The organism is Bacillus cereus group sp. N14 (assembly GCF_016483555.1).
GTDB classification, from domain to species: Bacteria; Bacillota; Bacilli; order Bacillales; family Bacillaceae_G; genus Bacillus_A; species Bacillus_A wiedmannii.
Window position 1 is genome coordinate 1 of record NZ_JAEHBQ010000007.1, and the last position, 25448, is coordinate 25448.

The following is a 25448-nucleotide window of genomic DNA, read 5'->3' on the forward strand; positions in this document are numbered from 1 at the left end:
CACAACAACTAAAAACAACGCAAAAACTGAGAACAACACAACAACTAAAAACAACGCAAAAACTGAGAACAACACAACAACTAAAAACAACGCAAAAACTGAGAACAACACAAAACCTGAAGCAGAATCTAAAAACACACAAAAAGAGCAACAACCAGCTAAGCAACCAAATAAACAAACTGATACTATTACATTTACAAGTGAAGATGCTATAAAAGTTCTAGAAAAAAGAATGGGAGCTCGCTCAAATGAAATTCGTTACGGCTCCAGCGAAGACAAACTAATTGGCACAATAAACGGCATTAAGCTATACGACGTATTATACGGACGCGAATCTGCTGAGAACTCTCGTGCGCTAAATTTTGCAGTGGGATCTGATGGAAACCTATATGATTGGTCAAAAGCTCAAGATGGTATTCTTCAACCACTTAACAGCAATTAATAAATGATTCTAAGAACATAGTAAAAGCCAATCGATACGTATCGATTGGCTTTTACTAATACTCACTCCAAATTTTCTCCCCGGTATGCGCATCAATATAACGAATTTCTCGACTAAACTCGAAAGGTTCTTTACAATTTTTATCTGTCGTTTGTTTATACAGTAGTTCGTAGTTCGTTTCCTCTACGTCATTTTCTAAAAACCATTCTAAATGAACTCGCATGGCCCCTCTGTATATTGCTAACGCTTTTTCCTTCTTTACTTTTGGTGTTGTTTCGTATGTAAGTAATTCTTTTATAAGGCTGCTTGACTCTCCGGAATAATGCACCACAGCACCATTCTCGGTATTAATGTTGATCATAATATATTTTCCCTCTACTTGAATGTCATTTACATATATTGAGAAGGAAAATCTCTCTATCCCCTCTTCCTCTTCATAATTATCCCAAAGCTGAACATATTTTGCTGCATTCGGGATAATATGCTCCAAAAATTGAAGTGCTTTGTCTAAACATTGGTCTCTTGATAAGAGTGTTTTCCTTTCTTGCTCATCCATCCACATTAAACAGGAAAGTAATTGATTTGTTTCTTTATCTAAAGTAATTACAACGAAGTTATCATGTTTCAATATCGGGGAATACTTTTTATAGAATTCCTCCATTGAATATGCATCTTTCTCTTTTCTTTCTTTTTGTAATTCTTCCTTCAGTACAAATTTCATCTGAATTTCATACTGATCCTCTTTTTCATCTACTTTTATAAATTTTTCTTTATCCCAATCTAATAAATCGAACACATCTTTTCTTTCAATGTTTTTTATCGCTTTAACAACTGGTGCTGTAGAAGCTATTCTATAATGATCGGGCCCAAATAAATCTTTACCTGTACTTGCTTTAATAAACGCATGGCTAGGTTCTGGTTCATATACAAGATGGTACCCTTTTACTTCCTCTCCATTTTCATACTCGCATGAAGAGTGTGTTAAATCCACAAATACAAGTCTCATATCTTGTCTAACTTTCAAATTTTCTAAGACGACGTTCTCCTCAACAATTTCACTTGGCCATAGCGGTTTTTCTTGTATAGCTTTTTGTCCATTATAATAAAAGTGGACAACTTCCCCTGAGGAATGAACGTGCACAATACAGCCTGTATTCGGCAATGGATGACCATTCACTTCTTGCATATAATTTACTTCTTTCCGACCACGCCTGTCGTCCTTAACCGTTACATATGTATAAAATTCATATCCTTCTTTTGTATATTTTTTTAAGAATACATTTGCAATCTCTCTTGCTTTATTCTCCTCTATCGCTTCCTTGCCGCTCGAAATAGAATTTCCCTCCTCTATCCTAAAGTCAATTAAATTACCGGTATGTCTATTCAGTGTAATCTGTATTGTTCTCTCCTCATCCGCTTTATGTTCCCACCATAATAGATGATATGGGTCATCCACACCTTCTTGATCATCTACAACAAGACTATAATCATCTGAAATGTTAATAATATGAGCCACTTGCTCTTTTCTTTCTTTATCTTTTTGATTCATCATACCGCTCCCTTTATTACAATTTAAGGTAATTATAACAAACAAAACCAAAGAAATATAAACAAAAAAAGACTAGAGATATCTCTAGTCTTCTACTTCGTTTCACGATGTAACGTTACTCGCTTTAATCGTGGACAATATTTTTTTAGTTCGATGCGCTCTGGATTGTTTCGTTTATTTTTTTTAGAAATATAATTACGATCACCACACTCGGTACAAGCTAATGTAATATTTACACGCATTTGTAATTCTCCTTTCTTTTAAAGATCGCAAACTAAAACGTAATGATTACGATTTATATATTATATAACTTCATTCTATTTGTCAATTGCAAAACAAAAGGGATCTAAATAGAACCCTTTTGTTTAAGTAATCTATACCTTGTATTAAAATGTTTCGTATGTAACAAACTCACTAATCGGTTTTCGATATCCTCGTGGGCGAGTTTTAGTAGTATCACTTTTTCCTATCGTAATCATTAAAACAGGTACTACATGCTCCGGCATATTTAATTCACTTTGTACTGCTTTTTCATCAAAACCGATCATTGGACACGTATCATAGCCATAATATTTAGCTGCGTACATAAAAGTCATCGCACTTAACGAAGCATTTCTAATCGCTTCCTCTTCCATGAAGCGTTCTCCTTTTCCTTCATATAACCCTTTCGTTTGCCTAATTGCATCTTCATACTCACATTCATCAATCATCTTTAAAACCTTCATACCGAAATAAATATTTTCGACATTTTGATATGCTCTCTTATCACCACAAACAAGCATTACTGCAGATGCACTTGATACTTTATACTGCCTAAAAGCTAACTCTTTTAATCTTTCTTTGCGCTCTTGTTACAATTACAACATAATGTGTATGTTGCAAATTGTAACAAGATGGAGAAAGCTTTGTTAGCTCAAATATTTTTTAAAATCCTCATCAAGGATTTCTTCTATTTCTTGTACAAATTTCATTGCAGAACGTCTAGCAATTGCTAATTCTTCAAAGTTCACCTTATAGCCCCTTAATAACCATAAATTCAAATATACATTAATTTATACAATCAAATGAATCAAATGAATCAAATGAAAACAATTTAAGTTATGGATAATAATGATGCTTCACAAAAAAAGACAAAAAGCTGAAACAATTAGTTCATACGAAATTCACACGAATCTATTACTATAAGAATTATACATAGTGAACTTATTAACAATCACGTTTATTTATATAGAATCTTACTCGAAAGGAGTTGAAAGTATGAAAACTAAATATCGTTTTATGATCTCATCATTTGCTGCTTGCGCTTATATGCTTTGGTATTTAGTATAATAACAACCTCGCTTGTAAATTGGAAAAGGTGTGTATATAAATGGAATATAATCAATCAACAGTTAACTATTGGAAAGCTTTTGTACTACCATATACATTTGCTTTAGAAGAGTTAAAAACTAAATTTGAAATTATGAACCGGGAAGCTCAATTTTTAGAGGATTACAACCCGTTTGAACATATAAAAACAAGACTAAAACAACCTGAAAGTATTATTAAAAAGCTTGAGCGTAAAAATTTATTACCAACAGTTGAAAATGCCCAAACTCATTTACAAGATATCATCGGCATTCGTATTACATGTTGCTTCGTAGAAGATATCTATCATTTAAAAAATGTTATTCAAAAGCGTGAAGATATGGAAATCATTGAAGTAAAAGATTATATCGCTAATCCAAAGGGAAACGGATATAAAAGTTTACACATGATTATTAAATATCCTTTATCACTGAATTCTGGTACAAAAGATGTATTTGCAGAAATTCAGTTACGTACACTTGCTATGGATTTTTGGGCAAGTTTAGAACATAAACTTTACTATAAATATGAAGGGAAAATACCTGAGTATTTAAAAGATGAACTACACGATGCAGCAATGAAAGCTGAAGATCTTGATAATAAAATGGCAACCATTCGCCAAGATATTGATGATATTGAAGCATGTTCAAATCAAATTCTGTTACCACTATAAAAAAGGTTCTCTCCAATGAGAACCTTTTTTATTTCGCTATTTACGGGTAGTAAGACTTCCTAATTAAAGTTTCACTTTATTTCTTCCCTATCATGCGAACCTCTTCAATTTTCCATCCATCCTCTTCTTTTCCAAGCGCATACTGTACGTTCTTCTGAAGAGTGACCTCCCCCTCTATTTCTTTTTCCTTCGTTTCAACAACAACATACCCTGCTTTACTAGCTTTCATATCTATATGTTCCAATTCAATTTTCTTATTTCCCTTTTGAAAAGCTGCTTCTTTTTGTGTTTTTAAGTCTTCAGCACTAGGCATCTTCTTTGAAAATAACTCCATATGTTCAGCAAGATTTTTTTCATTTGTCGTCCGTACAAACTTCTCCATAACATCTTGAATCGATTTCTCTTCTTCTTTCGTTATTTGTACCTTTTCCTCAGCTTTTGTAGTAGTAGATTTTTTTTCTATCTGATTCTCTTTGGATTGACATCCAACTAGCAATACTAGACCTATTAGAAGGGATCCTATCCCTCTGAAAAAAGCCCCCATCTTCCCATCTCCTAAAAAGAAAAGTGAGGCATTTCGCCTCACTTTCATTTATAATTAGCGTCTTCCTTTATTCGGATCGCCACCGCCAACAATATCAAAGACACGTTTAGCGATATTTGTATTCTCTTGAACGCCAGAGAACAAGTATTTACCAGGGCCAAATGCATATACGTTTACATCTTCCCCTGTATGCCCACCTGTAGTCCATCCTGTAACCGAACGCTTATTGAAAATATCCTCAATCGCATTATCAATCTTTGTTACATCTTTTGAAGGAGCAATATCATTTACCGCTTTAATTTCTTCTGGTGTTAATTGTAAATCAATATATTTTTTCAATGTCTCTTCTACATTTGCACCTTTTGCAATCTCATTTGCCATGAAGTCTGGTGTGCGTTTTGCAGCTTTAATTGGATCTACTTTAAAGTTATACTCACCATTCGCACCTAAAGATAATCCGCCAGTAGCGTGGTCTGCCGTTGCAACGACTAACGTATTTTTATCTTTTTTCGCAAACTCAATCGCTGCTTTAAATGCTTTTTCAAAGTCTTCCATTTCACTCATTGCACCTACGATATCATTATCGTGTCCAGCCCAGTCGATTTGACTTCCTTCAACCATTAAGAAGAAACCATTTTTATTTTTGTTCAAACGCTCAATTGCTGCATTTGTCATTTCTTCTAATGAAGGTGTCTTCTCATTACGGTCAATCATTTTATCTAAACCGCCTGGTGCAAATAAACCTAAAATTTGATCGTTTTTATCATTTAACAATTGATCTCGATCTGTTACGTAGCTATAACCAGATTTCTTAAACTCTTCTGTAAGATTACGATCCTCTCTAACAAAGTTTTTTACGCCGCCGCCAAGCATAACATCTACTTTATGCTTCCCTTTAATTTTTTCATCAAAATAATCATTTGCAATTGCATCCATATTTTTACGACTAATGTCATGCGCACCGAAAGCAGCTGGTGTTGCATGTGTAATTTCAGAAGTAGCAACTAATCCTGTTGATTTCCCTTTTTCTTTCGCTTGTTCAAGAACAGTTTTCACTTCTGCTTTATCATTATCAACTGCAATTGCCGCATTATATGTTTTAATTCCCGCTGACATAGCTGTTGCTGCTGATGCAGAGTCTGTGATATTTTCATGTTCATCTTCCGGATATGTTTTTTGTGTTCCTACAAGATGCTTATCAAACTCTGTAGATTCCATCTCAAAAGTTTTTGGATTATCTTTCATATAACGATGAGCCGTCATGTATGAAGGTCCCATACCATCCCCAATTAATACAATGACATTTTTAATCTTTGCATTGCTTCCGCTCTCATCTGCATTAACCTCACTAGAACGAGTAAAATTCCATGTTGCTACCGAAGTAACAGCTAACGACGCCACAACTGCAAATGGCCATGCTTTTTTTACAAACTTTTTCACTATATTGTCCCCCTAATTAGGTTATTCATTTCCCACTATCAAATTTAATAGAAGACTATTAAGAGAAAATTAGTTATATGTAAATTTTTTGTTAACTTATGTAAATATCAGTTATAATTTGTATAAGTTTGTCTGTTCGTATCAACATTCTTCACCTTTACAATCCAAATATAAACAAGTTGGATTTCATTTAACGTAAATCTCTTATTTAACATTTTCAATCTACTTTTATGAAAATTAATAGAAATGTGGGGAGTATTTATGAAAACAATAAAGCTAGATGAATCTTTTATTTTTGATTTACTCGACCTTTGCAAAGCTATTGGATGGTTACAAGATAAAGCATTTATGAAAAAGCAATTCGAAATGTATCTTTCTCTCGGCACACTTATTGGTTATATGCATGAAAATAAACTGATTGCAGCTGGAGGAGTATTTCCTTTTAAAGATAGTTTTTCTACTATTGGCATGTTAATCGTTCATCCTAATTTTCAAGGCCGAGGCATCGGGCGTATTTTGCTAAATCGTTGCTTAGAACACACTCTCCCAAAACAACCAATTGCACTTCTTGCAACAAAAGCTGGCGAGCCTCTTTATACATCATGCGGATTTAAAACAGTAACAACGATTCATCGTTTTGAGAAACAAACTACTAAAACACATATTACTCATACGCAACAAGTGAAAGAACAAGATCTTGTCTCACTTATTTCTCTCGATCAAATTACAACTGGCGCTAATCGTTCTTTACTTTATTCATTACTCTTACCAAGAACAAGCCACTCTTTTAAAATTGAGAGAAATAACTGTATAGAAGCTTTTTCCTTATGTATACAAAAAGGAAATATATTATGCGTCAATCCACTTATCGCAAAGCAAGAGCAGGACGCTATTCAATTATTCAAGAGAATCTGTGAATGTTGGAATGGCACAGTAAGGATTGATGTCCCACATTCACAATTTTCATTTCGTCAATTTCTTCAAACAGAAAGTTTCCAAGAAACGCTCCTTTCACCTCTTATGATAAAAAGTGGTAGCCAACTTCCTGGAAATCGTAATATGCTATTTGCTATGATAGATACAGCGTTATGTTAGAAAGGGGACACCTCATTGAAGCGATTTAGCTATTTTATGGTAGGTTGTCTTACTCTTACACTATTAGTAGGATGTAGTGCAGCAGAAAAGCCAGTAGAACAAGTAAAACAAGTTAAAAATACACTTACAGCGAAACTAGCTACCGAGGAAAAAATGGTAGAAATAGATGGGCAAACCATTTACTTTAAAAAGATTGGTAATGAAAAGCCACCTTTACTTATGATCCATGGATTTGGAGGATCGTCAGATGGTTTTCAAAAGATTTACTCAGATTTAGCAAAAGATCATACAATTATTTCTGTAGATGCTTTAGGCTTCGGGCGCTCATCTAAGCCGATGGATTTTTATTATTCTTTCCCAACTCATGCAAATTTGTATTATAAATTAATGAAAAAACTAGGTTATGATTCGTTTGCAATACTGGGACACTCAATGGGCGGAGAAATTTCTCTTAATTTAACATATTTATATCCTGAAGCCGTTACCCACCTTATTTTAACTGATGCTACAGGTGGTCCTCATACATTCGTTAATAAACAAGGCTCACCAAAACCACAGTTGTCGACTGATTTAAATACCGTTTCTGCTGTTGCAGATTATGATGAAAGTAAAGTGAAATTTAAACGTAATGACGAAGAGCATTACAATAAAATGAAATTATGGCCTAGACGTCTTCAAATCAATGCAAATGAACTGAAACAACCAACCTTAATTATATGGGGAAGAAATGATAGTAGCGTTTCTTGGAAAGAAGGAGAAACGTATCATCAATTCTTAAAAAATAGTACTTTCCATATTATCGAAAAAGGTTATCATGCACCATTTCGTCAAGAGCCACAAGAATTTGTAGGTTATGTAAAAGAATTCTTTAAAAACAATCCAATAAAAGTTGAAAAATAACATAAGCGGGTATCTCATTTTGAGATACCCGCTTTCATATATTAAGCAGCTTGCTTTTGGCGTTTTTGAGTTTTTGATCCTAGTACTTTCGGAATAACGAAACCATCTATTCCAAATTTACCAGCATTCATACCAGAAACTAGAACGAACATTGATAGAATAACCATTTCAGGATTGACACCAATTGACCCACTAAACATATAGGAAAAGTTCATTACAAGACCGAAAAAGACCGCTGTTTTTGTTAAACAGCCTATAATTAAACCAATTCCAACTAAAATTTCTCCCCACGTTACAAGTGTATTAAATAGATCAACGTTTGGAATTGCGAAATCTTGTAAAAATGATGCCCACCAAGATTGAACAGCCGGTTGTGCTCCTTTAGATTTTTCAATTGCACCTTGTAGATAACCTGTTGCATCGAATCCTTTTCCTTGTAGTTTACCGATTCCAGCCATTAACCATGTGTAACCAAGATATACTCGAATTACTGCTAACACAAAAGAAACTGCTTTGTTTTCTCTTAAAAATTGAATAACCATATCTTCCTCCTAAAGTTGTAATTAAGTTAGTTACAGATAATATAATAACATTAGTTACTTATTTATAAAACGTTAATTACGAATAATTTGTGACATGTGTATGAAACATTAAAAACTAACGTTTATATAGTAACTTTTTTTACCTGTAAAAACTTGAACATATCATACCATAGGTGATAATCATTTTCATTGAAGAAAATGTAAAAAAAATGTGAGTTAAATGTGAAACACCTTTATTCGAATATAGAATAAAGGCGTTTTTTACTATTTATAGAATTGAAATGTACGTGTCTCCTCATCAATTAATTTTGCCTCTTGAAAAGCATCTTCTAACGTTTTTGCATGGTTAATAAGCCCATAAAATAAGCGTATTGTAAACATAAGTGCTACATTCCCATCTACATAATCTATCGATGCAATATACGATTTCGCCCCACTACGTAAAAAAGATTCTGCTAGTTTTCTCTCCCCTAACGTACACCCGCTATTTACAATATGTGTATTATGCAATTTTGCATATTTATAAATTTCTGCTGCACCAAAGTATCCCCTCGGTTCATCTTGTTCATATATATCTTCACCTAACTCTTCCATGACAAACTTTCCTTCCTCACCATGAAAGCAAAAGACAACATAATTAATATCATTATATAAACTCTTTCCAGAAAGAATATCGATGAACTCTTTCGGTCTACCAATCCAGTATGTTATAACTTTTGCCCCAAAATATTCAAGCGATGCTCGAATTGATTGCGCCTCTAAATCGGAATTAAAGCCAACTACTAGTGCAACATTCAACATATACCCTCAACCCTATCATTAGATTTCATCAATCAGACTTTTATGGGTTACCTCCATTTCATATATACCCGTTTCTTGCAAAAAATCATATCTAGTTAACACGACTTTCTGCAAATATTGCCTATACGCAGTAATTGTCCCGTCGTGAGATACAATACAAATTCTTTCCGTACCTAGCTCATAACACCAAAGAAGAAATTCATCTACTATTTGCTGAAAGCTATTCTCTGAAATAGTATTTATACCTTCCGTCCATAACTGCTTATTTGTACTTTTCTCTATCGAAAAATGTGGAAATAAATTTGTTATTATCCCCTGATCTACTATGTCATCACATGGTAATGTTTTCGCTCCTTCTCGATAAGGAAAAATACGTGGGGATACATATGGGTGGACGATTTTTTGACAAGTTACTTTCTCACTCCATATTGCCGCTGTTTGTAAAGTTCTACGTGTAGGACTAACAATTAATATATCCGTTTCTTGTAATGGCACATTGCATTGAAGTAATTTAGCCTGATTCTTTCCCTCATCCGTTAATGGCGGATGAAGCACTTGTAAACTTGACGGCAAATCCTTTGTATGTTCACCTTCTCCGTGCCGAACAAAGACAAGCTTCATATCCAGCCTCCTCTCTCTATGAAATCCTCTTACATATTTCTTCCCTATCTCATTCTTTATTCCTGCTATATGAAAAACTGGTATGTAAAAAACATTTGACACAATTAATTGAAAAACATTACAATTATAATATGTACAATACTTTTTACAAGAGAGAGGGGAATCACAAATATGAAATGGATTATCGCCTTTATCGGAATGATCATATGGGGATACATAAATGGATTTTTTAATAGTGATAAAACCGCTAATCCTTGGATTACAGATGATGAACGTGAAACAAAAATTAAACAGAAAGCAATTATTGCAAGCTGGTCTGGTGTTTTCATGTTTTGTATCATTAACCTCTTAAACAAATGGTTAGGTTTAGGAACGAGTAATACATCACCTTACTTACCATCTTCTGTCGCAACTATTTTAAAAGAAAATGTAGAGTTACAAGTTTTACTTATACTATTTATTACGTATGGCATATTTTACGTATACTATCGAAGAAAATTAAGCGCTTAACTTTTATCTCATGATTATCCTCCTAAATGGTTATAGTAATTAGGACGAAATGAAAGGAGCGATATAAAAATGAGTAACTCGAATGACTTTTTAGATACACTACATGAAAAACAAGCAAAAGATGAACAAAATAGAAAGCGTCAGGGAAACGGAAACCCCGCGAAAAAAAAGCCAAATAAAACACATAAATAACAATAAAAAACCTGCCTAAAATTATCTTTTAGGCAGGTTTTTTATTCTTCTTTTACCGAGATGACATTTTCCCAGTTCCATTTCTCATAATACCATTCTGGTACATCTATATTTTCAATCCACTTCTTTTCCTGTTTTCCATCACTACTGGAAAGCCATACATTGGCTTTCTTACGGTCTGAACGTATCCAAATTAATTGATTGTTCTTCTTCATAAAGATGGGATGATAGTCACCTTGCTTATGGGGTGGCTTTGTGATTTGATGTTGTTCGTCGCTTGTACTATCGATCTCATATAAGGATGGCAGTGACCTTTTTTCTGGCGGAGTTTCTATCCCTGCCTCTTTTGCTCGTGAAACGATCATTACTTTATCGTTCTTCCATACAAAATCCCAATCAACATATCCTTTCGGCGTAAAGGTGTTCTGCTGAAGTGCCGGCAGCTCTTTTACTTTTAAATGTTTATTCTCTAACGCAACTCTTCCGCTTCCTTCAATATAAGCTAAAATATTCTTAGATGGCGCCCATTTGAACCATTGTGTGTTTAATAACATTTGATCTACCTTTTCAAAGCGACTGCCATCTGCTCGAACTAAGCAAAGCGTATTACTATCAGCTGACCACGAAGCTGTCGGTACCGCTAAAAATGAAATCCACCTTTGATCCGATGACCACTCAAACCCACTTGCAACTAGCGCTAGAAAATCATCATGTTCATTTGGTAATGCATACAAATGCTTCATTTTGTGAGGATTCATATGTGCATCTATTTGCACTTCATATAGCTGAGCTCCTGTCCATCCTGTTGGAAGTAAGTGTGCTTCAGAAGATACAAGAAGCTTCTTTCCATCAGGGTACCATGCATAATCACCTACACCAGCTGACACATTTTCAAAATCTGTATTCTTATTTTTGACATCAAACGTATTTAATATATTTGCAAATAGAAATGCAATTATATTCTCTTTCGGTGACCATTGATAATTCGATACCTCAGATTGCAATGGCCTAACTTTTTTTCCATCTTCCAGTCGGTACAACTCCAAGGTGTTTTGCTTCTTTCCTTTAGCATAAGAAATCCATTCTCCATCATGAGACCATTTCGGCCCTGTTATGTACTCGCCTTTTGTTATTTGTTTTTCTTTTCCATCAATTTTAACCCAAAGATCATGATGACGAATAAAAGCAACCTTCACCCCATTATGTTCCGCACGAGTACTAAACATTGAGGATAAAAAAATAAACAAAACCACACTACTACTCACGATAATTTTTTTCATACGTCCCTCCATTTTCTTATAGCATTCCTCATATTCCACTTACTATATGCGAATTTCACTCCGCATTGATTGGCAGTTACTGCACAATTGTTGTGGATTTATGCACAGTGGAGGATGGGCTTCCCCCACTGTGCATGAGCCATTCGACATAATCCCAAAAAATTTCCCGAATTTTTTTAATTCAAAGAGGATTGGTATGAATTATGTCGAAAGTATAGTTTAGCCAACATTCGATTTTATATTTCAGAACAAAAATGTAAGATAACTTTTTTTGGAATATTAGCACTTTTTATTAGGGGGAGTTTCAATGAAAAAAACTACATCTGCACTATTAAGTATGGCGCTTGTCTTTTCTAGTTTTGGAGCTTTAAGCGCGCATGCTGAATCGCTGCAAAAGGAGAAGCAATTTAGTCCACAGTTAAAAGCGAATATTGAGCAATGGGGAGAAAACAAAATCGCGCAAAATGTTGAAACAAAAACATCAAAAGAAATTTCAGTCATTGTAGAATTGCATCATGCTCCGCTCGCTTCACAAAGTAACATTCAGCATGCTCCAGATTTAAAAAATGGAAATGTGCAATCATACCATGCACAACTAAAAAAGGCGCAAGAGGATACAACAAAGAAAATTAAAGAAAAAGCACCAAAAGCAAAGATAAAAGAAACGTATAGCACGTTATTTTCTGGATTCTCTATTTCTATCCCAGGAGATCAAGTTGCTGCTTTAGCTTCTTTACCCGAAGTAAAAGCTGTTTATCCGAACTTAACATATAAATTGCATGAAACAGCAAAAAGCGCTACTAAAGAAGAAGCGCCAAATATTGGCGGACCGACAATCGGTGCACCTGAAGCATGGAATTTAAAAGATCCATCTGGCAAACCGCTTGATGGAAAAGGTATGAAAGTCGCTATTATTGATTCTGGCGTAGACTATACACACCCCGACTTACAAGCAAACTATATCGGTGGATACGATACAGTCGATGAGGATAACGATCCGATGGATGGTAACGTACACGGTACTCATGTAGCTGGTATTATTGCTGGTAACGGAAAAATTAAAGGCGTTGCTCCGAATGCTTCTATACTCGCTTACCGTGTCATGAACGATGGTGGAACTGGTACGACCGATGATATTATTCAAGGTATTGAGCGCGCTATTCAAGATGGTGCTGACGTTTTAAATTTATCTCTCGGTCAAGATTTGAATGTCCCTGATCAACCTGTAACAATGACGTTAGAACGCGCCGCAAAACTTGGTGTTACTGCAGTTGTTTCAAATGGAAATGATGGACCAAAACCTTGGTCTGTTGATGCTCCTGGTAACGCAAGTAGTGTCATCTCTGTTGGCGCATCGACTGTTTCTATTCCATTCCCAACATTCCAAGTAGCTGGTTCTAATAAACCTTACCAAGGATTACCGTTATCAAAAGCAGATTTCCAAGTAGGAAACGATGCTCAGCTTGTCTATGTTGGCTACGGTAATTCAAGTGATTACGCTAAACAAGATGTGAAAGGGAAGTTCGCCCTTGTTTTACAAGGAACTTCGAGTACGTTAGTAAAGGCAGAACAAGCGAAACAAGCTGGAGCTATCGGGGTGCTACTAATTTCTAATGAAAAAGAAATTAATATTATGCCTGAATATTTTGGCCGTGAAGAGATAGCTCTTCCAGTTATGCAACTATCAAATAAAAATGGTGAAGAGTTGAAAAATTTAATTACAAAAAGAAAGAAAAATATAAAAATTGGACAACCGAACAAAACAGAACTTATTGGTAACTTTAGTTCCAGAGGACCATCACAAGGAAGTTGGCTCATAAAACCTGATGTTGTTGCACCTGGCGTACAAATTACTAGTACGGTACCAAGGGGTGGCTATGAATCTCACAACGGAACAAGTATGGCTGCGCCACAAGTAGCAGGAGCCGTTGCCTTACTACGTCAAATGCATCCTGATTGGACGACAGAACAATTGAAATCTGCTCTTGCCAACACTGCAAAAACATTAAAGGATGTCAATGAAAATACATATCCTGTTATGGCACAAGGATCAGGTTTAATTGACATTCCGAAAGCAGCTCAAACGGATGCGTTAGTGAAACCGAACAATGTAAGTTTCGGTCTTATTAAACCGAATAGCGGCAAAGTGAAACTAACACAAAATATTACGTTACAAAATCTTTCTAACAAAAAGAAAAACTTTTCAACTCGTATTGAATTACTAGATACAAAAACAAAAATCCAAACTTCTTTCCCTTCTTCTATTAGTTTGAAACCGAATAGTAATATTGAAAAACCATTTACTATTACTGTAGATAGCTCCTTACCGCAAGGCGTATATACAGGAAATCTGTATGTAAAAGAACAAGGAAAAACTGAAGAAATGCGTATTCCATTTACATTTAGCATTGATCCGAAAGAATACAAGCGTATTGATGGCCTTGAAATCGTTAATTCTACTTTCAGTCCAAATAATGACAAAATACTAGATGACAACCTAATCAATTACTATTTAGTTACACCAGTTGAAGACATAGCCTTTCATGCTAATTTAATTACGAAAGACCGCGTGACATATCAAGGCATGGTATATCAAGGTAAAAATGAAACACCTGGTTATAAATCTTTCAAATGGAATGGTACAAAAATTAATGGATCCCCTCTACCTGATGGCTTATACCAAATCGAAGCTGTTGCTTCTAACTCTGGTGGAGAAACAAAACAAACAGGAGCTGTATTTATCGACCGAACAGCACCTAAGTTAACACACGAAATTGATCAAGAAAATCTCATAATTAGAGGAAAAGTTGATGATATTCTACTAGATTGGATGACAGAATCTGGTTGGATTGCACCTGGTATTCCAGTAAGAATGCAATATGAAATTAACGGAAATGGTGTATGGGAGAGTGCATTCCTAAACACTTGGGAGAAAAACTACGAAATTTATTTCGATCGTAATCAATTACAGGAAGGAAAAAATACTATTCATATTGTAGCAACCGATGCAGCTGGAAATACGACTAATTTAAATGTTGATTTAGAAGTGAAATAAAGTGAAACTTTAATCAGCACTCACCAATCGGACGTTTACGGGCAGTAAGGCTTCCATCTAACTTCTTTGCTCCGGCCAAATTTTGAGGTAGGAGTTTTACTGCCCACAAATAGCGGGATAAAATTATTGTTGACAACCTTTTAAAAATAGTTTTATAATACAAAACATAGTTTAGTTGAACGAATTATATATCGGCTTTGAAGGAATACTAGTAGCGACTTATATCCCTGTCTCAGAGAACTGATGGTTGGTGCGAATCAGTACATATACAAGCGTGAATTACAATTCTGGAGCTTCTTTCCCGTAGTGCACATAATGCATGAAGAGAAAGACGGATCTTTCCGTTATCTTAAAATGAGTGGTAAACAATTTTTCTGTTTACAATTAGGGTGGTACCGCGATTTTTATCGTCCCTATCGGATTTTCCGATAGGGGCTTTTTTGCGTCCTTCCCTTTTGCACAATTTCATATATACGCGTTGAAAGAATCGCAGTAATATCTTATATCCCTGTTACAGAGAGCTAATGGTCGGTGGAAATTAGCACATATATAAGTATGAATTACAATTCTGGAGCTTCTTTTTCGTAGTGCTTGTACGCATGAAGGAAAAGACGGAGTTTTTCCGTTATCATGAATTGAGATGTAAGTATGTTTTCACTTACAAATAGGGTGGTACCGCGATTCTTTCGCCCCTATCGGATTTTCCGATAGGGGCTTTTTCTATTTCTCACAGAAACAAATGTTAAATAATTCCGAATCTTATGATAAAATTTTATAAACGCTTACATTTTTGAAAGGTGGTGGTTCCAGCTATACCCAACCAATATTCAATTTTATAGAAAACAAGGAGGATGTCTAAATGACAAAGAAAACAGAAATTCCATCGCATTTAAAACCATTCGTATCCACACAGCATTATGATCAATACACGCCGGTGAATCACGCTGTGTGGCGTTACATTATGAGACAAAATCATAGTTTCTTAAAAGACGTTGCTCATCCAGCCTATGTGAACGGATTACAATCATCTGGTATTAATATAGATGCAATTCCAAAGGTAGAAGAAATGAATGACTGTTTAGCACCAAGCGGCTGGGGAGCAGTAACAATTGATGGACTTATTCCCGGTGTAGCATTCTTTGATTTCCAAGGACACGGCTTACTACCAATCGCAACAGATATTCGCAAAGTAGAAAATATCGAGTACACACCAGCTCCAGATATCGTACACGAAGCAGCAGGACACGCACCTATTTTACTGGATCCTACATATGCGAATTATGTGAAACGCTTTGGACAAATTGGTGCGAAAGCTTTCTCTACAAAAGAAGAACATGATGCTTTTGAAGCTGTTCGTACATTAACAATCGTAAAAGAAAGCCCTACTTCTACTCCTGACGAAGTTGCCGCTGCTGAAAATAATGTAATTGAAAAACAAAACTTAGTTTCTGGTTTATCAGAAGCTGAACAAATTTCACGTCTTTTCTGGTGGACAGTAGAATACGGCTTAATTGGAAATATAGACGATCCAAAAATCTACGGTGCTGGGCTCCTTTCTTCTGTTGGTGAAAGTAAACATTGCTTAACAGACGCTGTAGAAAAAGTTCCTTTTTCCATTGAAGCTTGTACAAGAACAACTTATGACGTAACAAAAATGCAACCACAACTATTTGTTTGTGAATCATTTGAAGAATTAACAGAAGCACTTGAGAAATTCGCTGAAACGATGGCCTTTAAAACAGGTGGTAAAGAAGGCTTAGAAAAAGCAATTCGCTCTGAAAATCATGCAACTGCTGAGCTAAATAGTGGATTACAAATTACAGGTACATTCACCGAGACAATTGAAAACGATGCAGGTGAATTGATTTACATGCGAACAAGTTCGCCAACAGCATTAGCAATTCACAATAAACAACTAGCGAATCATTCTACTGCTGTACACAGTGACGGCTTTGGAACACCAATTGGATTACTCACTGAAAATGTTGCATTAGAAAATTGTACAGATGAAGAATTACAATCATTAGGAATTACGATTGGAAATATTGCTGAGTTTACTTTTGCAAGTGGTATTCATGTAAAAGGAACAGTAACAGATATTATAAAAAATGATAAGAAAATTGCTCTTATTTCCTTTATCGATTGCACAGTTACTTATAACGCCCGCGTATTATTTGATGCTTCATGGGGCGCATTTGATATGGCTGTTGGTTCAGAGATCACTTCTGTATTCCCAGGAGCAGCAGATGCAGCATCGTTTTTCCCAGTTGATGAAGAAATAGAAGAAACTCCAGCACCTCTCACATTAACTGAGCTAGATCGTATGTATCAAACAGTTCGTGACATTCGAAATAAAGGTATTTTACACGACGCGCATGTCGAACAATTAGTAGCGATTCAAGAGTTATTAAATAAATTGTATCCGAAAGAATGGCTACTTCGCCTTGAAATATTAGAATTACTTCTAGAACATAACAAAGGGCACGAAACATCAGCAGCATTATTACAACAACTTTCTACTTTCACAACTGACGAAGCTGTAACACGCCTTATTAACAATGGTCTTGCACTACTGCATGTAAAGGATGTGAAAAATGATGCTGCGATTAACTGAAGAAGAAGTTCAAGGGGAATTATTCAAGGTGGATAAATGGATAGTAAAAGATGAAAAATGGATTGAACGAAAATATATGTTTTCCGACTACTTAAAAGGAGTCGAATTTGTCTCTGAAGCCGCCAAACTATCAGAAGAACGTAATCACCATCCATTTATCCTTATCCAGTATAAAGCAGTCATTATTACTTTGTCATCTTGGAATGCAAAAGGTTTAACGAAACTAGATTTTGAGCTTGCAAAGCAGTTTGATGAACTATTTTTACAAAACGAAAAAGCAATTATAAGAAAGTAAAAAAAAGAGAAGCCTTTTTTAGGCTTCTCCTTTTATTTTGAAATGAATACAATGTCCAAATGGGTCCTGGGCTTGTAATATTCCATCTTTGTACGTAGCGACTTTGCCAATATTTTTTAAGCTTTCACATACTTGCTCTTTTTGTTTTTCATCCGCTAGTACAATTGTGAAATATTTCAAGCCGACGGAATTTGGCATTTGCGGCGGTATTTCTTCACCTTGCCACGTATTTAAACCGATATGGTGATGATAGCCACCTGCCGATACGAACAACGCTCCATTACGAGCTGGGATTGTTACTTCAAAACCAAGACCATCCACATAGAAACGTTTCGCTTCTTCCAAATCAGCTACATGGAGATGAATATGTCCCATCACAGTACCCGCCGGAAATCCATTCCATGTACTTCCTTGCTGTAATAGTTCTTCGCCAGCTAACGGGTTACTAACAAATGGTAGTTCTCCATTCTCATCACGCCAAACTTCTTTTTGGCGATCATGATAAATTTCAATCCCGTTTCCATCTGGATCAGCTAAATAAAGGGCCTCACTAAAGTAATGGTCGGCTCCGCCGTGCAGTGGATATACCATTTCTACAAGATGACGAAGAATATTCGCTAAATCCTGTCTGCTTGGTAATAAGATTGCGTAATGATATAACCCCGTTCTCCCTCTTTGCTTTGGTAGAGCTTCTTTCTTTTCTTCAATGATAAGGAGTGGTTCGTTATTTTCATTCCCAAATGTAACAACCATTTCATCTTCTTTTAGTACTTTCATACTTAGTACTTCTGTATAAAACTCTAGTGATTTCTTTATATTTGATACATATAAATGAACAACATCAAGTGTTGTGTCGGGATGAAGTTGAAAACTCATCTTGTTAGCCCCCCATTTAATTTAGTTCTTCTTTAACATTCTCTCTTTTAAGAAATTATCTACAAAACCGTCTGCTTTCGCAACAAATAAGTACGCACCCATTGCTAACAATGCAAGTTCTAATTCGAAGCCAGGATTTTTTCCATCTCCTAATAAACCAGCTGACCATTTTACTTTTACAATTGCTCCAACCATTACAAGTGCAAATAATAATCCAATATATCTTACACCTAAACCTAGAATTAACAATATACCACCAACTACTTCCGCTGTTGCTACACCGTATGCAAGACCTCCTGGTAAACCAATGCTTGTAAACCACCCTGCAATATTGTCAATCCCCGATTGGAATTTTGTTAAACCGTGCATAAAGAATGTTACCCCTAACACGATACGAATAATTAAGTTACCGATATGTTGATTCATTTCATTCTCTCCTTTATAGTTTTCTCATACAAAACTTTTATTCACAATACAAAACATACACTAATTTTTTTTATTCGTCAATTCATTTTCACTGGGAAAAAATATATTTTTTTTGCTATGATACAAATAGTTGTTTACAAAAAGGAGCTTGATTTTATGAATATTGGTTCTGCAATACGTGAAATTCGTCAACGTAGAGGCATAACAATTGCACAAATTTGTGAGGGAACAGGTCTTTCTAAAGGATTTATGAGTCAGGTTGAAAATAATAAAACATCACCATCTATCTCAACTTTAGAAACAATCTCCAATTTTTTAAACGTTCCCCTTCCCTATTTATTATTAGAACAAAAAGATCGGCTGAAAGTTGTCAAAAAGGTAGAGCGTAAATACAGTGTATACGGAAAAGATGAACAAAGAATTGAACATGTTGCAGAGCAAGGTGGCCTTCGCCTAAATCTTGTGGAAATTCCTGCTGGGTTTCCGAAAGAGAATATACCAAATGCCCATGAAGGGGAAGAATGTCACCTTGTATTACGCGGAAAACTAGAAGTTCAACATGGAGAAGATATTGCAATTGTAGAAGAAGGTGATTCTTTCTCTTGGAATGCATGTGTTCCTCATATTGTTCGTAATATAGGAGAAGAAACTGCATTATTACTCATCTCTAGTCATGCAGAAAATCGAAAACGTGTTTATTAAATAAAAAAAGAAGCCTGTAAATCAGGCTTCTTTTTTATCCCCTTATAACTCCATAACTTGTCCCAACTAGTACAGTCTTTTCATGTTGATTGCGATAAACTGACTCGATTGAAACCTTTTTATATCCTTCCATCTGTTCAATATTTGTTAAAGTTAATTCACAAGTGATCGTATCTCCTGTAAAAACCGGTCTAATAAACTCACTTACTAATTCTCTTGCTATGTAATGTAATTCTTCTCCTACTTTCGTTCCAATACTAGCAGTTAATAAACCATGAACCATTAAACGTCCATTTTCATCATATTCCATATGATGCCTACCTTTATCTCCTGTAATATTTGCAAATTCAAAAACCTCTTCCTCAGTAAATCTTCTTTCGTATTTAAATACATCCCCAACTTTTACATTCATTTTTATCCCCCGTTTAATAAACAGAATTTTCTTTTATTTTATCATAAAATGAGTCTCAGTTCAGTTTATATTATTAAAATAGCGATCCTTTTTCTACACTATCTTACTTTTATCGGTGCCCATCTTTTTTTGCTACTTGATACCCGTAGTACGCACATGTTCCATTTCTCGATAACTCTCTCACCTCAAAACCACAACTTCTATAAAAATCAAAATTACTCGCAGATGTATGTGCAAACCAGTCTCCATGTGGCAACTTTTGCAAACAAAGAGCGACAAGTTTCTTACCTAATCCCTTCCCTCTATATTCACATTTCACAACTAAATTTACTATGTTCGCGATCATGATTCCATCAGAAATGACTCTAACCATCGCAATCATCTCTTCTTCATCCCAAATTGTGAATGCCCATGTTGAATTTTCAAATGCTATCGTGAATTTTTCAATTTGCCAAGAAGGGATATTATCATTACTCCAACCAGCATCTTCGAATAAAGTTTTAATTGCATATGCTGGCACACCATTCGTTCCCTCACGAATAATAAGGCCATTATGATAAATATACATGTAATCTCCCCTTTATTTTTATATACCATTCTTCAAAAGATGCAATTTACCTTTTTTCATCCAACGCGTTTAATGGAATAAACAAGAACGTCCATCCCATGAAATGAAGTTGTTTTCTCATAACTAAGCCCTGTTTTTCTAGCAACAAAGATTGAAGCGGGATGATCCGGATTAATAAGAGAAATTAATTTATTCATTCGTAACGCTTGGAAACCATAGTCTCGAAATGCCGCCGCTGCTTCTTTCGCATACCCTTTTCCCCAATACTGAGGTAATAACCAATAACCAATTTCAATTTCTTCTTTTCCATCTATCTGCTGCTTTACTAACCCTGCATGACCAATTCGTATTCCCGTTTCCTTTTCAATCAATACAAATAAACCAAGACCGTTTTTATAGCTAGGAATCACCCACTCCTCCAAACTTTTTTTACATTGCATATATGTTTTTAACGTCCCATTTCCAATATAGCGCATTACCTTCTCATTTCCCCATAGCGAAGCATAGAACTGCAAATCATCCATTGTATATTTGCGAATTTGTAAACGATCTGTATGAAACATCTCTGCACTCCTTCCCTCGAATTTGTACTTAACTACACGATCATGTTTTGTATGTATATGAATTGTTACTATCTATTATAAAGTGAAACTTTAATCAGTGGGGCGGTTTTGTTCATCCTCACTCATTATTAGCCTTCACCAATCAAATATTTACGGACAGTGGACCTCCCGCCTAACTTCTTTTCTCTAGCTGAATTTTGAGGGGGGAGTCTTACTGCCCACAAATAGTGGGATAAATGAACTAACAAACAAATGCAGAATATTCATTCTCTAAAGAATTAAAAAAGACAGTAGACAAATATTGTCTACTGCATCCATATCATAACTAGCATAAAGAAAACTACAATTGAGGGGGGTGTAGGATTTTCAAATATACTAGATACTTATCCCGTTCTAACGGGCGGTAAACTTTTCAATTATATGAAAGTGAAAAGTTTACCGCACATAAGAACCTTTGCGGTCATTAAGAGAGCACCGTTAAGTACTCAAATACACGCTGTGCTTTTTCTCCACCCATTCGTGCATGTTGAAGAAGGGAAATACCATGTGGACCCGATGCACGCAATGCTTCTGGTTGTGCTACTAAAATAGCTTGTACAACTTCTAATTCTCCAAGCATCGCGGCCGCGAAAATGTCCATTCGAGCACCCTTTTCTAGTAAATAGAGAGCAATATCTTTACGACCTACATGTGCCGCTGCTCCTAACGCACTTTCCCAATCTGATCCGCCCCAATTGTAAGAGGCATGAAGTAAGCTTGGCGATTCAGCCAACAGTTCTTGTACTTTTTCTAAATCTCCGTGAGCTGCCATAACAAATTCTCTTACTAACTCAGTGGTAATACATTCTTCTGTTCGCATCTTGCTCCTCCTTTTTTAGAAATTCGTTTTGGTGTGAAAAATGGCTTGTCACTTCCTTGAAAAATATCTACCTCTATGCCGAACACACGTTGAAACATTTCATGACATAACACTTCTTCTGGTATACCGTCATACTGAAGCTGCCCTCGCTTTAATACGAGTAAACGATCACTGTATTGAGCCGCTTGGTTAATATCATGTAAAACCATTACAATTGTCATGCCAAACTCCTCGTTTAACCGTTTCACAAGTTCCATTACTTCCAACTGATGAACGATATCTAAAAAGGTTGTTGGCTCATCTAATAATAAGACATTTGTACGTTGTGCTAGCGTCATTGCAATCCAGGCACGTTGTCTTTCTCCTCCTGATAAAGATTGTAAAAGACGATATTCATACCCTTCAAGATTTGTAACAGACAATGCCCAATCAACAATTTCTTCATCGTCTTTATTTAAGCCACCTCTCCATGATTTATGAGGTCCCCTTCCAAATTCGATTAATTCTTTCACTGTTAAATCTAATTGATGATCATGCATTTGTGGTAACATCGCTAATTGCTTCGCTACATCGGCACTTTTCATCGTATGAATACTTTTTCCATCTAAAATGATATCCCCTTCGCTTTGTTTAAGTAGTCTTGCCATTAAACGAAGCAAAGTAGATTTCCCTGATCCATTCGGTCCAATTAAACTAACGACCTCTCCAGCTTTAATATGTACATTCATATTTTGCATTTGAAATCTTTCAGAATGTGCGTAAAACACTTTATTAACGGAAATCACGTTGTCTTCCTCCTCTATGAATTAAATATAAGAAGAACGGACCGCCTAAGAAGGATAATAAAATACCAACAGGCAATTCAATTGGATCGAACCAACTTCGAGCTATCGCATCCGCGAAAACAAGTAATATCCCTCCGCCAAGGCATGATAATGGCAGTAAATATTTATAGTCATTTCCAACTAATAAACGTAACATATGTGGTACAACAAGACCGACAAATCCAATAAGACCAGAAACACTAACTGCAATTCCAGCTAATAGTGTACTTACTACTATTAAATAAAACCGGCTTCTCTCCACGTTATGACCTAATAATTTCGCCATTTCATCTCCAAGCATTAATACTCGAATATGCTTTATACCAAAGAAGGCTAATATAATAGCGAATATTGCATAATAAATAATCATGTTTAAATGTGCCCAACTTACACCACCAATGCCACCTGCTAACCAAGGTAACACCGATTGTACTTTGTCACTATGTAATAACATTAACGCTGACGTCGCTGCACCAATTAATGCATTGATTGATACACCTACTAAGACAATCCTTGAAGGCGGCGCCCCTTTTTGCCATGATAAAGCATAAATGACCATCGCCGTTATGAAAGCTCCTATAAACGCTCCGAGCGGTAAAAATGCCATATGCTGAGGGAATAAAATCATAATTACAATTGCTACAAGGCCTGCTCCAGATGAAACCCCGATAATACCAGGGTCTGCAAGAGGATTTCTCATAACCCCTTGCAGCAGTGCACCAGATGCTGCTAAACATGTTCCTACTATAAATCCAACGAGCACTCTCGGTATACGAAGGTCCCATACAATTCGATGAACCGTCGAACCTTCATCTTGTATCCCTGTTAGAATTTCTCGTAAAGAAAAGGATAGGCTTCCTGCGAAAAGACCGTAAAAAAGACCTAGAATCGTTAATACAACTAAAGTAACTGCTATTATCCATCTTTTTTTCGCAAAAGGATGTTCCTTTTCCCTTACTACTTCACTACTTTCCATACGTATCATTTCCTTACATCTTGTATACTTTTATACATAAAGTCCATTGCTTCTGTAACTTTTGTTCCAGGATTTGATCCAAATAAGTCTGGTGGCAAAATAACTACACGATTTTGTTTTACTGCATCTAAATTTTTCCACGCTTCATTTTTCATCATTTCGCCTTCAAATGCTTTTTTAACGCTATTTGGATCTCCATGTGTAATTAAATAAATCACATCTGGATTTGCCTCAATAATACGTTCTACACTTAGCTGCGCATATTGCGGATATTCCTTCATTTCCGGAAAATCAGCTGCAATATTTTTCCCGCCTGTTTTTTCTAAAATATCACCTGATAAAGATGTTGGTAATGCTGCTAAATAAGTACCTGGTGCTCCATACACTAACAATGCTTTCATATCGCTTTTTTTCTCATATGTCTTCATTTGATCATTGATTTTTTGGTTAAGTTCTTTTGCTTTATCTTCTTTCTTCATAATCGTTCCATATAGTTCAATATTCTTTTGAATATCTTGTACAGAATTCGCAGAAGAAATCATTACTTTCGTTCCTTGTCCTTCAACCGTTGGAACATTCTTTTGAAACCCATTGTTAGCAATAAGTACATCCGGTTTTAAACTAGCGATTTGCTCAAAATTCGGTTGATGTGCATTCCCGATTACTTGTACTTTCTTTAAATCCTCTGGAAGAGTTATTTTTGCATCCGGACGACCTACTATTTTTCCGCCTAAAGCATGAATAATATTCATGTCCCCCATACTTAATGTTGCAAAACTCTCTGGCACTTTATCGAATGTTACCTTTCTTCCTGACAGGTCGGTAACTTCGATTTTCTCTTTTCCTTTTTCTGTTTTTGTTGCAGATGCTTTTTCGTCTCCCTTTGCATTGCAACCTATTAACAAGAAAAAAATAGATAAAATTGCTGTGAATAGCGTAATAGATTTTTTCATTCTTCCACCTCTAACTGATAATGATAATCATTAACTATTATTCTACTTTAATTGATAAGGATTATCATTGTCAATATAAACCGCATACATTTTTTACAAAAACAAAAAGCACTACAAAAAGATTCGTTCTTTTCGTAGTGCTCTATTTCATAATATTACTCACATTCATTTCCCTCTAACTGATCTCGCATCACTTTCACACGCTGAAAGAAAAAGAATGATAAACTTAAAAATATAATGGTGCTCCCCATCATAACAAAAGATTGTATTGTTTCTTTTGCTCCATTCGGAATCAATAAGCCAACCATTAACAATGTACTTACAGCGAGAAGGATTTGTCCGAACCGAGTATAATCTTCTATTTTCCCTTGTAATTCTTTCATTATATT

At 35.5% G+C, this 25448-nt stretch carries 27 protein-coding genes, 2 pseudogenes and 2 other annotated features; of the genes and pseudogenes, 10 read left to right on the top strand and 19 right to left on the bottom strand.

Annotated features, from left to right (window positions below; translation table 11 throughout):
- Positions 1–442: pseudogene (locus tag JDS82_RS12220) on the top strand (hypothetical protein); the annotation flags it as partial.
- 55 nt (positions 443–497) lie between these two features.
- Here the strand turns inward: JDS82_RS12220 and JDS82_RS12225 are convergent.
- The 3 genes and pseudogenes from JDS82_RS12225 to JDS82_RS12235 all read right to left on the bottom strand — a co-directional run bounded on the left by JDS82_RS12225 (position 498) and on the right by JDS82_RS12235 (position 3001).
- Positions 498–1994, bottom strand: a complete 1497-nt coding sequence (locus tag JDS82_RS12225) for a YcdB/YcdC domain-containing protein (RefSeq protein WP_199713394.1) — start codon at positions 1992–1994, stop codon at positions 498–500.
- A gap of 89 nt (positions 1995–2083) precedes the next feature.
- Positions 2084–2233, bottom strand: coding sequence for a 50S ribosomal protein L33 (gene rpmG / locus JDS82_RS12230; RefSeq protein ID WP_001265617.1), 150 nt, complete (start codon positions 2231–2233; stop codon positions 2084–2086).
- A 144-nt stretch (positions 2234–2377) separates the two neighbouring features.
- Positions 2378–3001, bottom strand: a pseudogene (locus tag JDS82_RS12235) (nitroreductase family protein).
- Between the two features lie 359 nt (positions 3002–3360).
- Between JDS82_RS12235 and JDS82_RS12240 the strand changes: the two are divergent.
- Positions 3361–4011: a GTP pyrophosphokinase gene (locus tag JDS82_RS12240; RefSeq protein WP_000456222.1), complete on the top strand. Its 651-nt coding sequence runs from the start codon at positions 3361–3363 to the stop codon at positions 4009–4011.
- A 76-nt stretch (positions 4012–4087) separates the two neighbouring features.
- Here JDS82_RS12240 and JDS82_RS12245 read toward each other — a convergent pair whose 3' ends face one another.
- Positions 4088–4555: a hypothetical protein gene (locus tag JDS82_RS12245; protein WP_199713395.1), complete on the bottom strand. Its 468-nt coding sequence runs from the start codon at positions 4553–4555 to the stop codon at positions 4088–4090.
- Between the two features lie 54 nt (positions 4556–4609).
- Complete coding sequence (locus JDS82_RS12250) at positions 4610–5995, bottom strand: alkaline phosphatase (RefSeq protein WP_199713396.1); 1386 nt, start codon at positions 5993–5995, stop codon at positions 4610–4612.
- A 261-nt stretch (positions 5996–6256) separates the two neighbouring features.
- Here JDS82_RS12250 and JDS82_RS12255 point away from each other — a divergent pair, with 261 nt between their 5' ends.
- Positions 6257–7090, top strand: a complete 834-nt coding sequence (locus tag JDS82_RS12255; protein ID WP_000848976.1) for a GNAT family N-acetyltransferase — start codon at positions 6257–6259, stop codon at positions 7088–7090.
- A 15-nt stretch (positions 7091–7105) separates the two neighbouring features.
- On the top strand, positions 7106–7990 hold the full coding sequence (locus JDS82_RS12260) for an alpha/beta fold hydrolase (protein WP_061672373.1): 885 nt from the start codon (positions 7106–7108) through the stop codon (positions 7988–7990).
- A 41-nt stretch (positions 7991–8031) separates the two neighbouring features.
- Here the strand turns inward: JDS82_RS12260 and JDS82_RS12265 are convergent, their stop codons facing one another.
- From JDS82_RS12265 to JDS82_RS12275, 3 genes are all read right to left on the bottom strand, one after another.
- Positions 8032–8532: a DoxX family protein gene (locus JDS82_RS12265; RefSeq protein ID WP_000236597.1), complete on the bottom strand. Its 501-nt coding sequence runs from the start codon at positions 8530–8532 to the stop codon at positions 8032–8034.
- A gap of 264 nt (positions 8533–8796) precedes the next feature.
- Complete coding sequence (locus JDS82_RS12270; RefSeq protein WP_199713397.1) at positions 8797–9333, bottom strand: delta-aminolevulinic acid dehydratase; 537 nt, start codon at positions 9331–9333, stop codon at positions 8797–8799.
- 18 nt (positions 9334–9351) lie between these two features.
- Entirely contained in the window at positions 9352–9954 is a 603-nt protein-coding gene (locus JDS82_RS12275; RefSeq protein ID WP_000779733.1) for a histidine phosphatase family protein, read from the bottom strand.
- Positions 9955–10125: 171 nt separating this feature from the next.
- Here JDS82_RS12275 and JDS82_RS12280 point away from each other — a divergent pair, with 171 nt between their 5' ends.
- Positions 10126–10464, top strand: a complete 339-nt coding sequence (locus JDS82_RS12280) for a phosphoglycerate mutase (protein WP_199713398.1) — start codon at positions 10126–10128, stop codon at positions 10462–10464.
- Between the two features lie 69 nt (positions 10465–10533).
- Entirely contained in the window at positions 10534–10656 is a 123-nt protein-coding gene (locus tag JDS82_RS12285; protein ID WP_000071861.1) for a DUF4023 domain-containing protein, read from the top strand.
- 41 nt (positions 10657–10697) lie between these two features.
- Here the strand turns inward: JDS82_RS12285 and JDS82_RS12290 are convergent, their stop codons facing one another.
- Complete coding sequence (locus tag JDS82_RS12290) at positions 10698–11936, bottom strand: TolB family protein (RefSeq protein ID WP_199713399.1); 1239 nt, start codon at positions 11934–11936, stop codon at positions 10698–10700.
- Positions 11937–12243: 307 nt separating this feature from the next.
- Between JDS82_RS12290 and JDS82_RS12295 the strand changes: the two genes are divergently transcribed.
- From JDS82_RS12295 to JDS82_RS12305, 3 genes are all read left to right on the top strand, one after another.
- Positions 12244–14991 (top strand): S8 family serine peptidase, encoded by a 2748-nt coding sequence (locus JDS82_RS12295; RefSeq protein ID WP_199713400.1) that lies wholly within the window; start codon positions 12244–12246, stop codon positions 14989–14991.
- A gap of 188 nt (positions 14992–15179) precedes the next feature.
- Positions 15180–15409, top strand: a binding site (T-box leader).
- 51 nt (positions 15410–15460) lie between these two features.
- Positions 15461–15688 (top strand) — a binding site (T-box leader).
- A 162-nt stretch (positions 15689–15850) separates the two neighbouring features.
- Positions 15851–17605 (top strand): aromatic amino acid hydroxylase, encoded by a 1755-nt coding sequence (locus JDS82_RS12300; RefSeq protein WP_199713401.1) that lies wholly within the window; start codon positions 15851–15853, stop codon positions 17603–17605.
- Positions 17586–17900: a 4a-hydroxytetrahydrobiopterin dehydratase gene (locus tag JDS82_RS12305; RefSeq protein ID WP_000979547.1), complete on the top strand. Its 315-nt coding sequence runs from the start codon at positions 17586–17588 to the stop codon at positions 17898–17900. Before JDS82_RS12300 ends, JDS82_RS12305 begins: the two co-directional genes overlap by 20 nt.
- 18 nt (positions 17901–17918) lie before the next feature.
- On the opposite strand, the gene JDS82_RS12310 is transcribed toward JDS82_RS12305, so the two are convergent.
- Both JDS82_RS12310 and JDS82_RS12315 read right to left on the bottom strand, forming a co-directional pair.
- Complete coding sequence (locus tag JDS82_RS12310) at positions 17919–18776, bottom strand: VOC family protein (protein WP_000009827.1); 858 nt, start codon at positions 18774–18776, stop codon at positions 17919–17921.
- 21 nt (positions 18777–18797) lie between these two features.
- On the bottom strand, positions 18798–19202 hold the full coding sequence (locus JDS82_RS12315; RefSeq protein WP_001071551.1) for a DoxX family protein: 405 nt from the start codon (positions 19200–19202) through the stop codon (positions 18798–18800).
- A gap of 156 nt (positions 19203–19358) precedes the next feature.
- Here JDS82_RS12315 and JDS82_RS12320 point away from each other — a divergent pair, with 156 nt between their 5' ends.
- The gene (locus tag JDS82_RS12320; protein WP_001020697.1) at positions 19359–19904 is read left to right on the top strand and encodes a helix-turn-helix domain-containing protein; all 546 of its coding nucleotides are present in this window, start codon (positions 19359–19361) and stop codon (positions 19902–19904) included.
- A gap of 34 nt (positions 19905–19938) precedes the next feature.
- On the opposite strand, the gene JDS82_RS12325 is transcribed toward JDS82_RS12320, so the two are convergent.
- The 8 genes from JDS82_RS12325 to JDS82_RS12360 form a co-directional block, all read right to left on the bottom strand.
- On the bottom strand, positions 19939–20316 hold the full coding sequence (locus tag JDS82_RS12325) for a hotdog family protein (protein WP_001101452.1): 378 nt from the start codon (positions 20314–20316) through the stop codon (positions 19939–19941).
- Between the two features lie 109 nt (positions 20317–20425).
- Complete coding sequence (locus JDS82_RS12330) at positions 20426–20884, bottom strand: GNAT family N-acetyltransferase (protein ID WP_000276112.1); 459 nt, start codon at positions 20882–20884, stop codon at positions 20426–20428.
- Positions 20885–20940: 56 nt separating this feature from the next.
- Positions 20941–21519, bottom strand: coding sequence for a GNAT family N-acetyltransferase (locus JDS82_RS12335; RefSeq protein ID WP_239661468.1), 579 nt, complete (start codon positions 21517–21519; stop codon positions 20941–20943).
- A gap of 391 nt (positions 21520–21910) precedes the next feature.
- Positions 21911–22306, bottom strand: a complete 396-nt coding sequence (locus JDS82_RS12340; protein ID WP_001258431.1) for an ankyrin repeat domain-containing protein — start codon at positions 22304–22306, stop codon at positions 21911–21913.
- Entirely contained in the window at positions 22273–23091 is an 819-nt protein-coding gene (locus tag JDS82_RS12345; protein ID WP_048562253.1) for an ABC transporter ATP-binding protein, read from the bottom strand. Before JDS82_RS12345 ends, JDS82_RS12340 begins: the two co-directional genes overlap by 34 nt.
- Positions 23078–24106: a FecCD family ABC transporter permease gene (locus JDS82_RS12350; RefSeq protein ID WP_048562428.1), complete on the bottom strand. Its 1029-nt coding sequence runs from the start codon at positions 24104–24106 to the stop codon at positions 23078–23080. The genes JDS82_RS12345 and JDS82_RS12350 overlap by 14 nt, the downstream gene beginning before the upstream one ends.
- A 5-nt stretch (positions 24107–24111) precedes the next feature.
- Positions 24112–25059 (bottom strand): ABC transporter substrate-binding protein, encoded by a 948-nt coding sequence (locus JDS82_RS12355; RefSeq protein ID WP_088059722.1) that lies wholly within the window; start codon positions 25057–25059, stop codon positions 24112–24114.
- A 155-nt stretch (positions 25060–25214) separates the two neighbouring features.
- Positions 25215–25442, bottom strand: a complete 228-nt coding sequence (locus JDS82_RS12360) for a YrhC family protein (RefSeq protein WP_000661459.1) — start codon at positions 25440–25442, stop codon at positions 25215–25217.
- Positions 25443–25448: the final 6 nt, after the last annotated feature.

Bases quoted from the DNA above. Each gene is read 5' to 3' on its own strand.
- JDS82_RS12225 (WP_199713394.1), bottom strand. From the start codon at position 1,994: ATGATGAATCAAAAAGATAAAGAAAGAAAAGAGCAAGTGGCTCATATT.
- rpmG (WP_001265617.1), bottom strand. From the start codon at position 2,233: ATGCGTGTAAATATTACATTAGCTTGTACCGAGTGTGGTGATCGTAAT.
- JDS82_RS12240 (WP_000456222.1), top strand. From the start codon at position 3,361: ATGGAATATAATCAATCAACAGTTAACTATTGGAAAGCTTTTGTACTA.
- JDS82_RS12245 (WP_199713395.1), bottom strand. From the start codon at position 4,555: ATGGGGGCTTTTTTCAGAGGGATAGGATCCCTTCTAATAGGTCTAGTA.
- JDS82_RS12255 (WP_000848976.1), top strand. From the start codon at position 6,257: ATGAAAACAATAAAGCTAGATGAATCTTTTATTTTTGATTTACTCGAC.
- JDS82_RS12265 (WP_000236597.1), bottom strand. From the start codon at position 8,532: ATGGTTATTCAATTTTTAAGAGAAAACAAAGCAGTTTCTTTTGTGTTA.
- JDS82_RS12270 (WP_199713397.1), bottom strand. From the start codon at position 9,333: ATGTTGAATGTTGCACTAGTAGTTGGCTTTAATTCCGATTTAGAGGCG.
- JDS82_RS12275 (WP_000779733.1), bottom strand. From the start codon at position 9,954: ATGAAGCTTGTCTTTGTTCGGCACGGAGAAGGTGAACATACAAAGGAT.
- JDS82_RS12280 (WP_199713398.1), top strand. From the start codon at position 10,126: ATGAAATGGATTATCGCCTTTATCGGAATGATCATATGGGGATACATA.
- JDS82_RS12285 (WP_000071861.1), top strand. From the start codon at position 10,534: ATGAGTAACTCGAATGACTTTTTAGATACACTACATGAAAAACAAGCA.
- JDS82_RS12290 (WP_199713399.1), bottom strand. From the start codon at position 11,936: ATGAAAAAAATTATCGTGAGTAGTAGTGTGGTTTTGTTTATTTTTTTA.
- JDS82_RS12295 (WP_199713400.1), top strand. From the start codon at position 12,244: ATGAAAAAAACTACATCTGCACTATTAAGTATGGCGCTTGTCTTTTCT.
- JDS82_RS12300 (WP_199713401.1), top strand. From the start codon at position 15,851: ATGACAAAGAAAACAGAAATTCCATCGCATTTAAAACCATTCGTATCC.
- JDS82_RS12305 (WP_000979547.1), top strand. From the start codon at position 17,586: ATGATGCTGCGATTAACTGAAGAAGAAGTTCAAGGGGAATTATTCAAG.
- JDS82_RS12310 (WP_000009827.1), bottom strand. From the start codon at position 18,776: ATGAGTTTTCAACTTCATCCCGACACAACACTTGATGTTGTTCATTTA.
- JDS82_RS12315 (WP_001071551.1), bottom strand. From the start codon at position 19,202: ATGAATCAACATATCGGTAACTTAATTATTCGTATCGTGTTAGGGGTA.
- JDS82_RS12320 (WP_001020697.1), top strand. From the start codon at position 19,359: ATGAATATTGGTTCTGCAATACGTGAAATTCGTCAACGTAGAGGCATA.
- JDS82_RS12325 (WP_001101452.1), bottom strand. From the start codon at position 20,316: ATGAATGTAAAAGTTGGGGATGTATTTAAATACGAAAGAAGATTTACT.
- JDS82_RS12330 (WP_000276112.1), bottom strand. From the start codon at position 20,884: ATGTATATTTATCATAATGGCCTTATTATTCGTGAGGGAACGAATGGT.
- JDS82_RS12340 (WP_001258431.1), bottom strand. From the start codon at position 22,306: ATGCGAACAGAAGAATGTATTACCACTGAGTTAGTAAGAGAATTTGTT.
- JDS82_RS12350 (WP_048562428.1), bottom strand. From the start codon at position 24,106: ATGGAAAGTAGTGAAGTAGTAAGGGAAAAGGAACATCCTTTTGCGAAA.
- JDS82_RS12355 (WP_088059722.1), bottom strand. From the start codon at position 25,059: ATGAAAAAATCTATTACGCTATTCACAGCAATTTTATCTATTTTTTTC.
- JDS82_RS12360 (WP_000661459.1), bottom strand. From the start codon at position 25,442: ATGAAAGAATTACAAGGGAAAATAGAAGATTATACTCGGTTCGGACAA.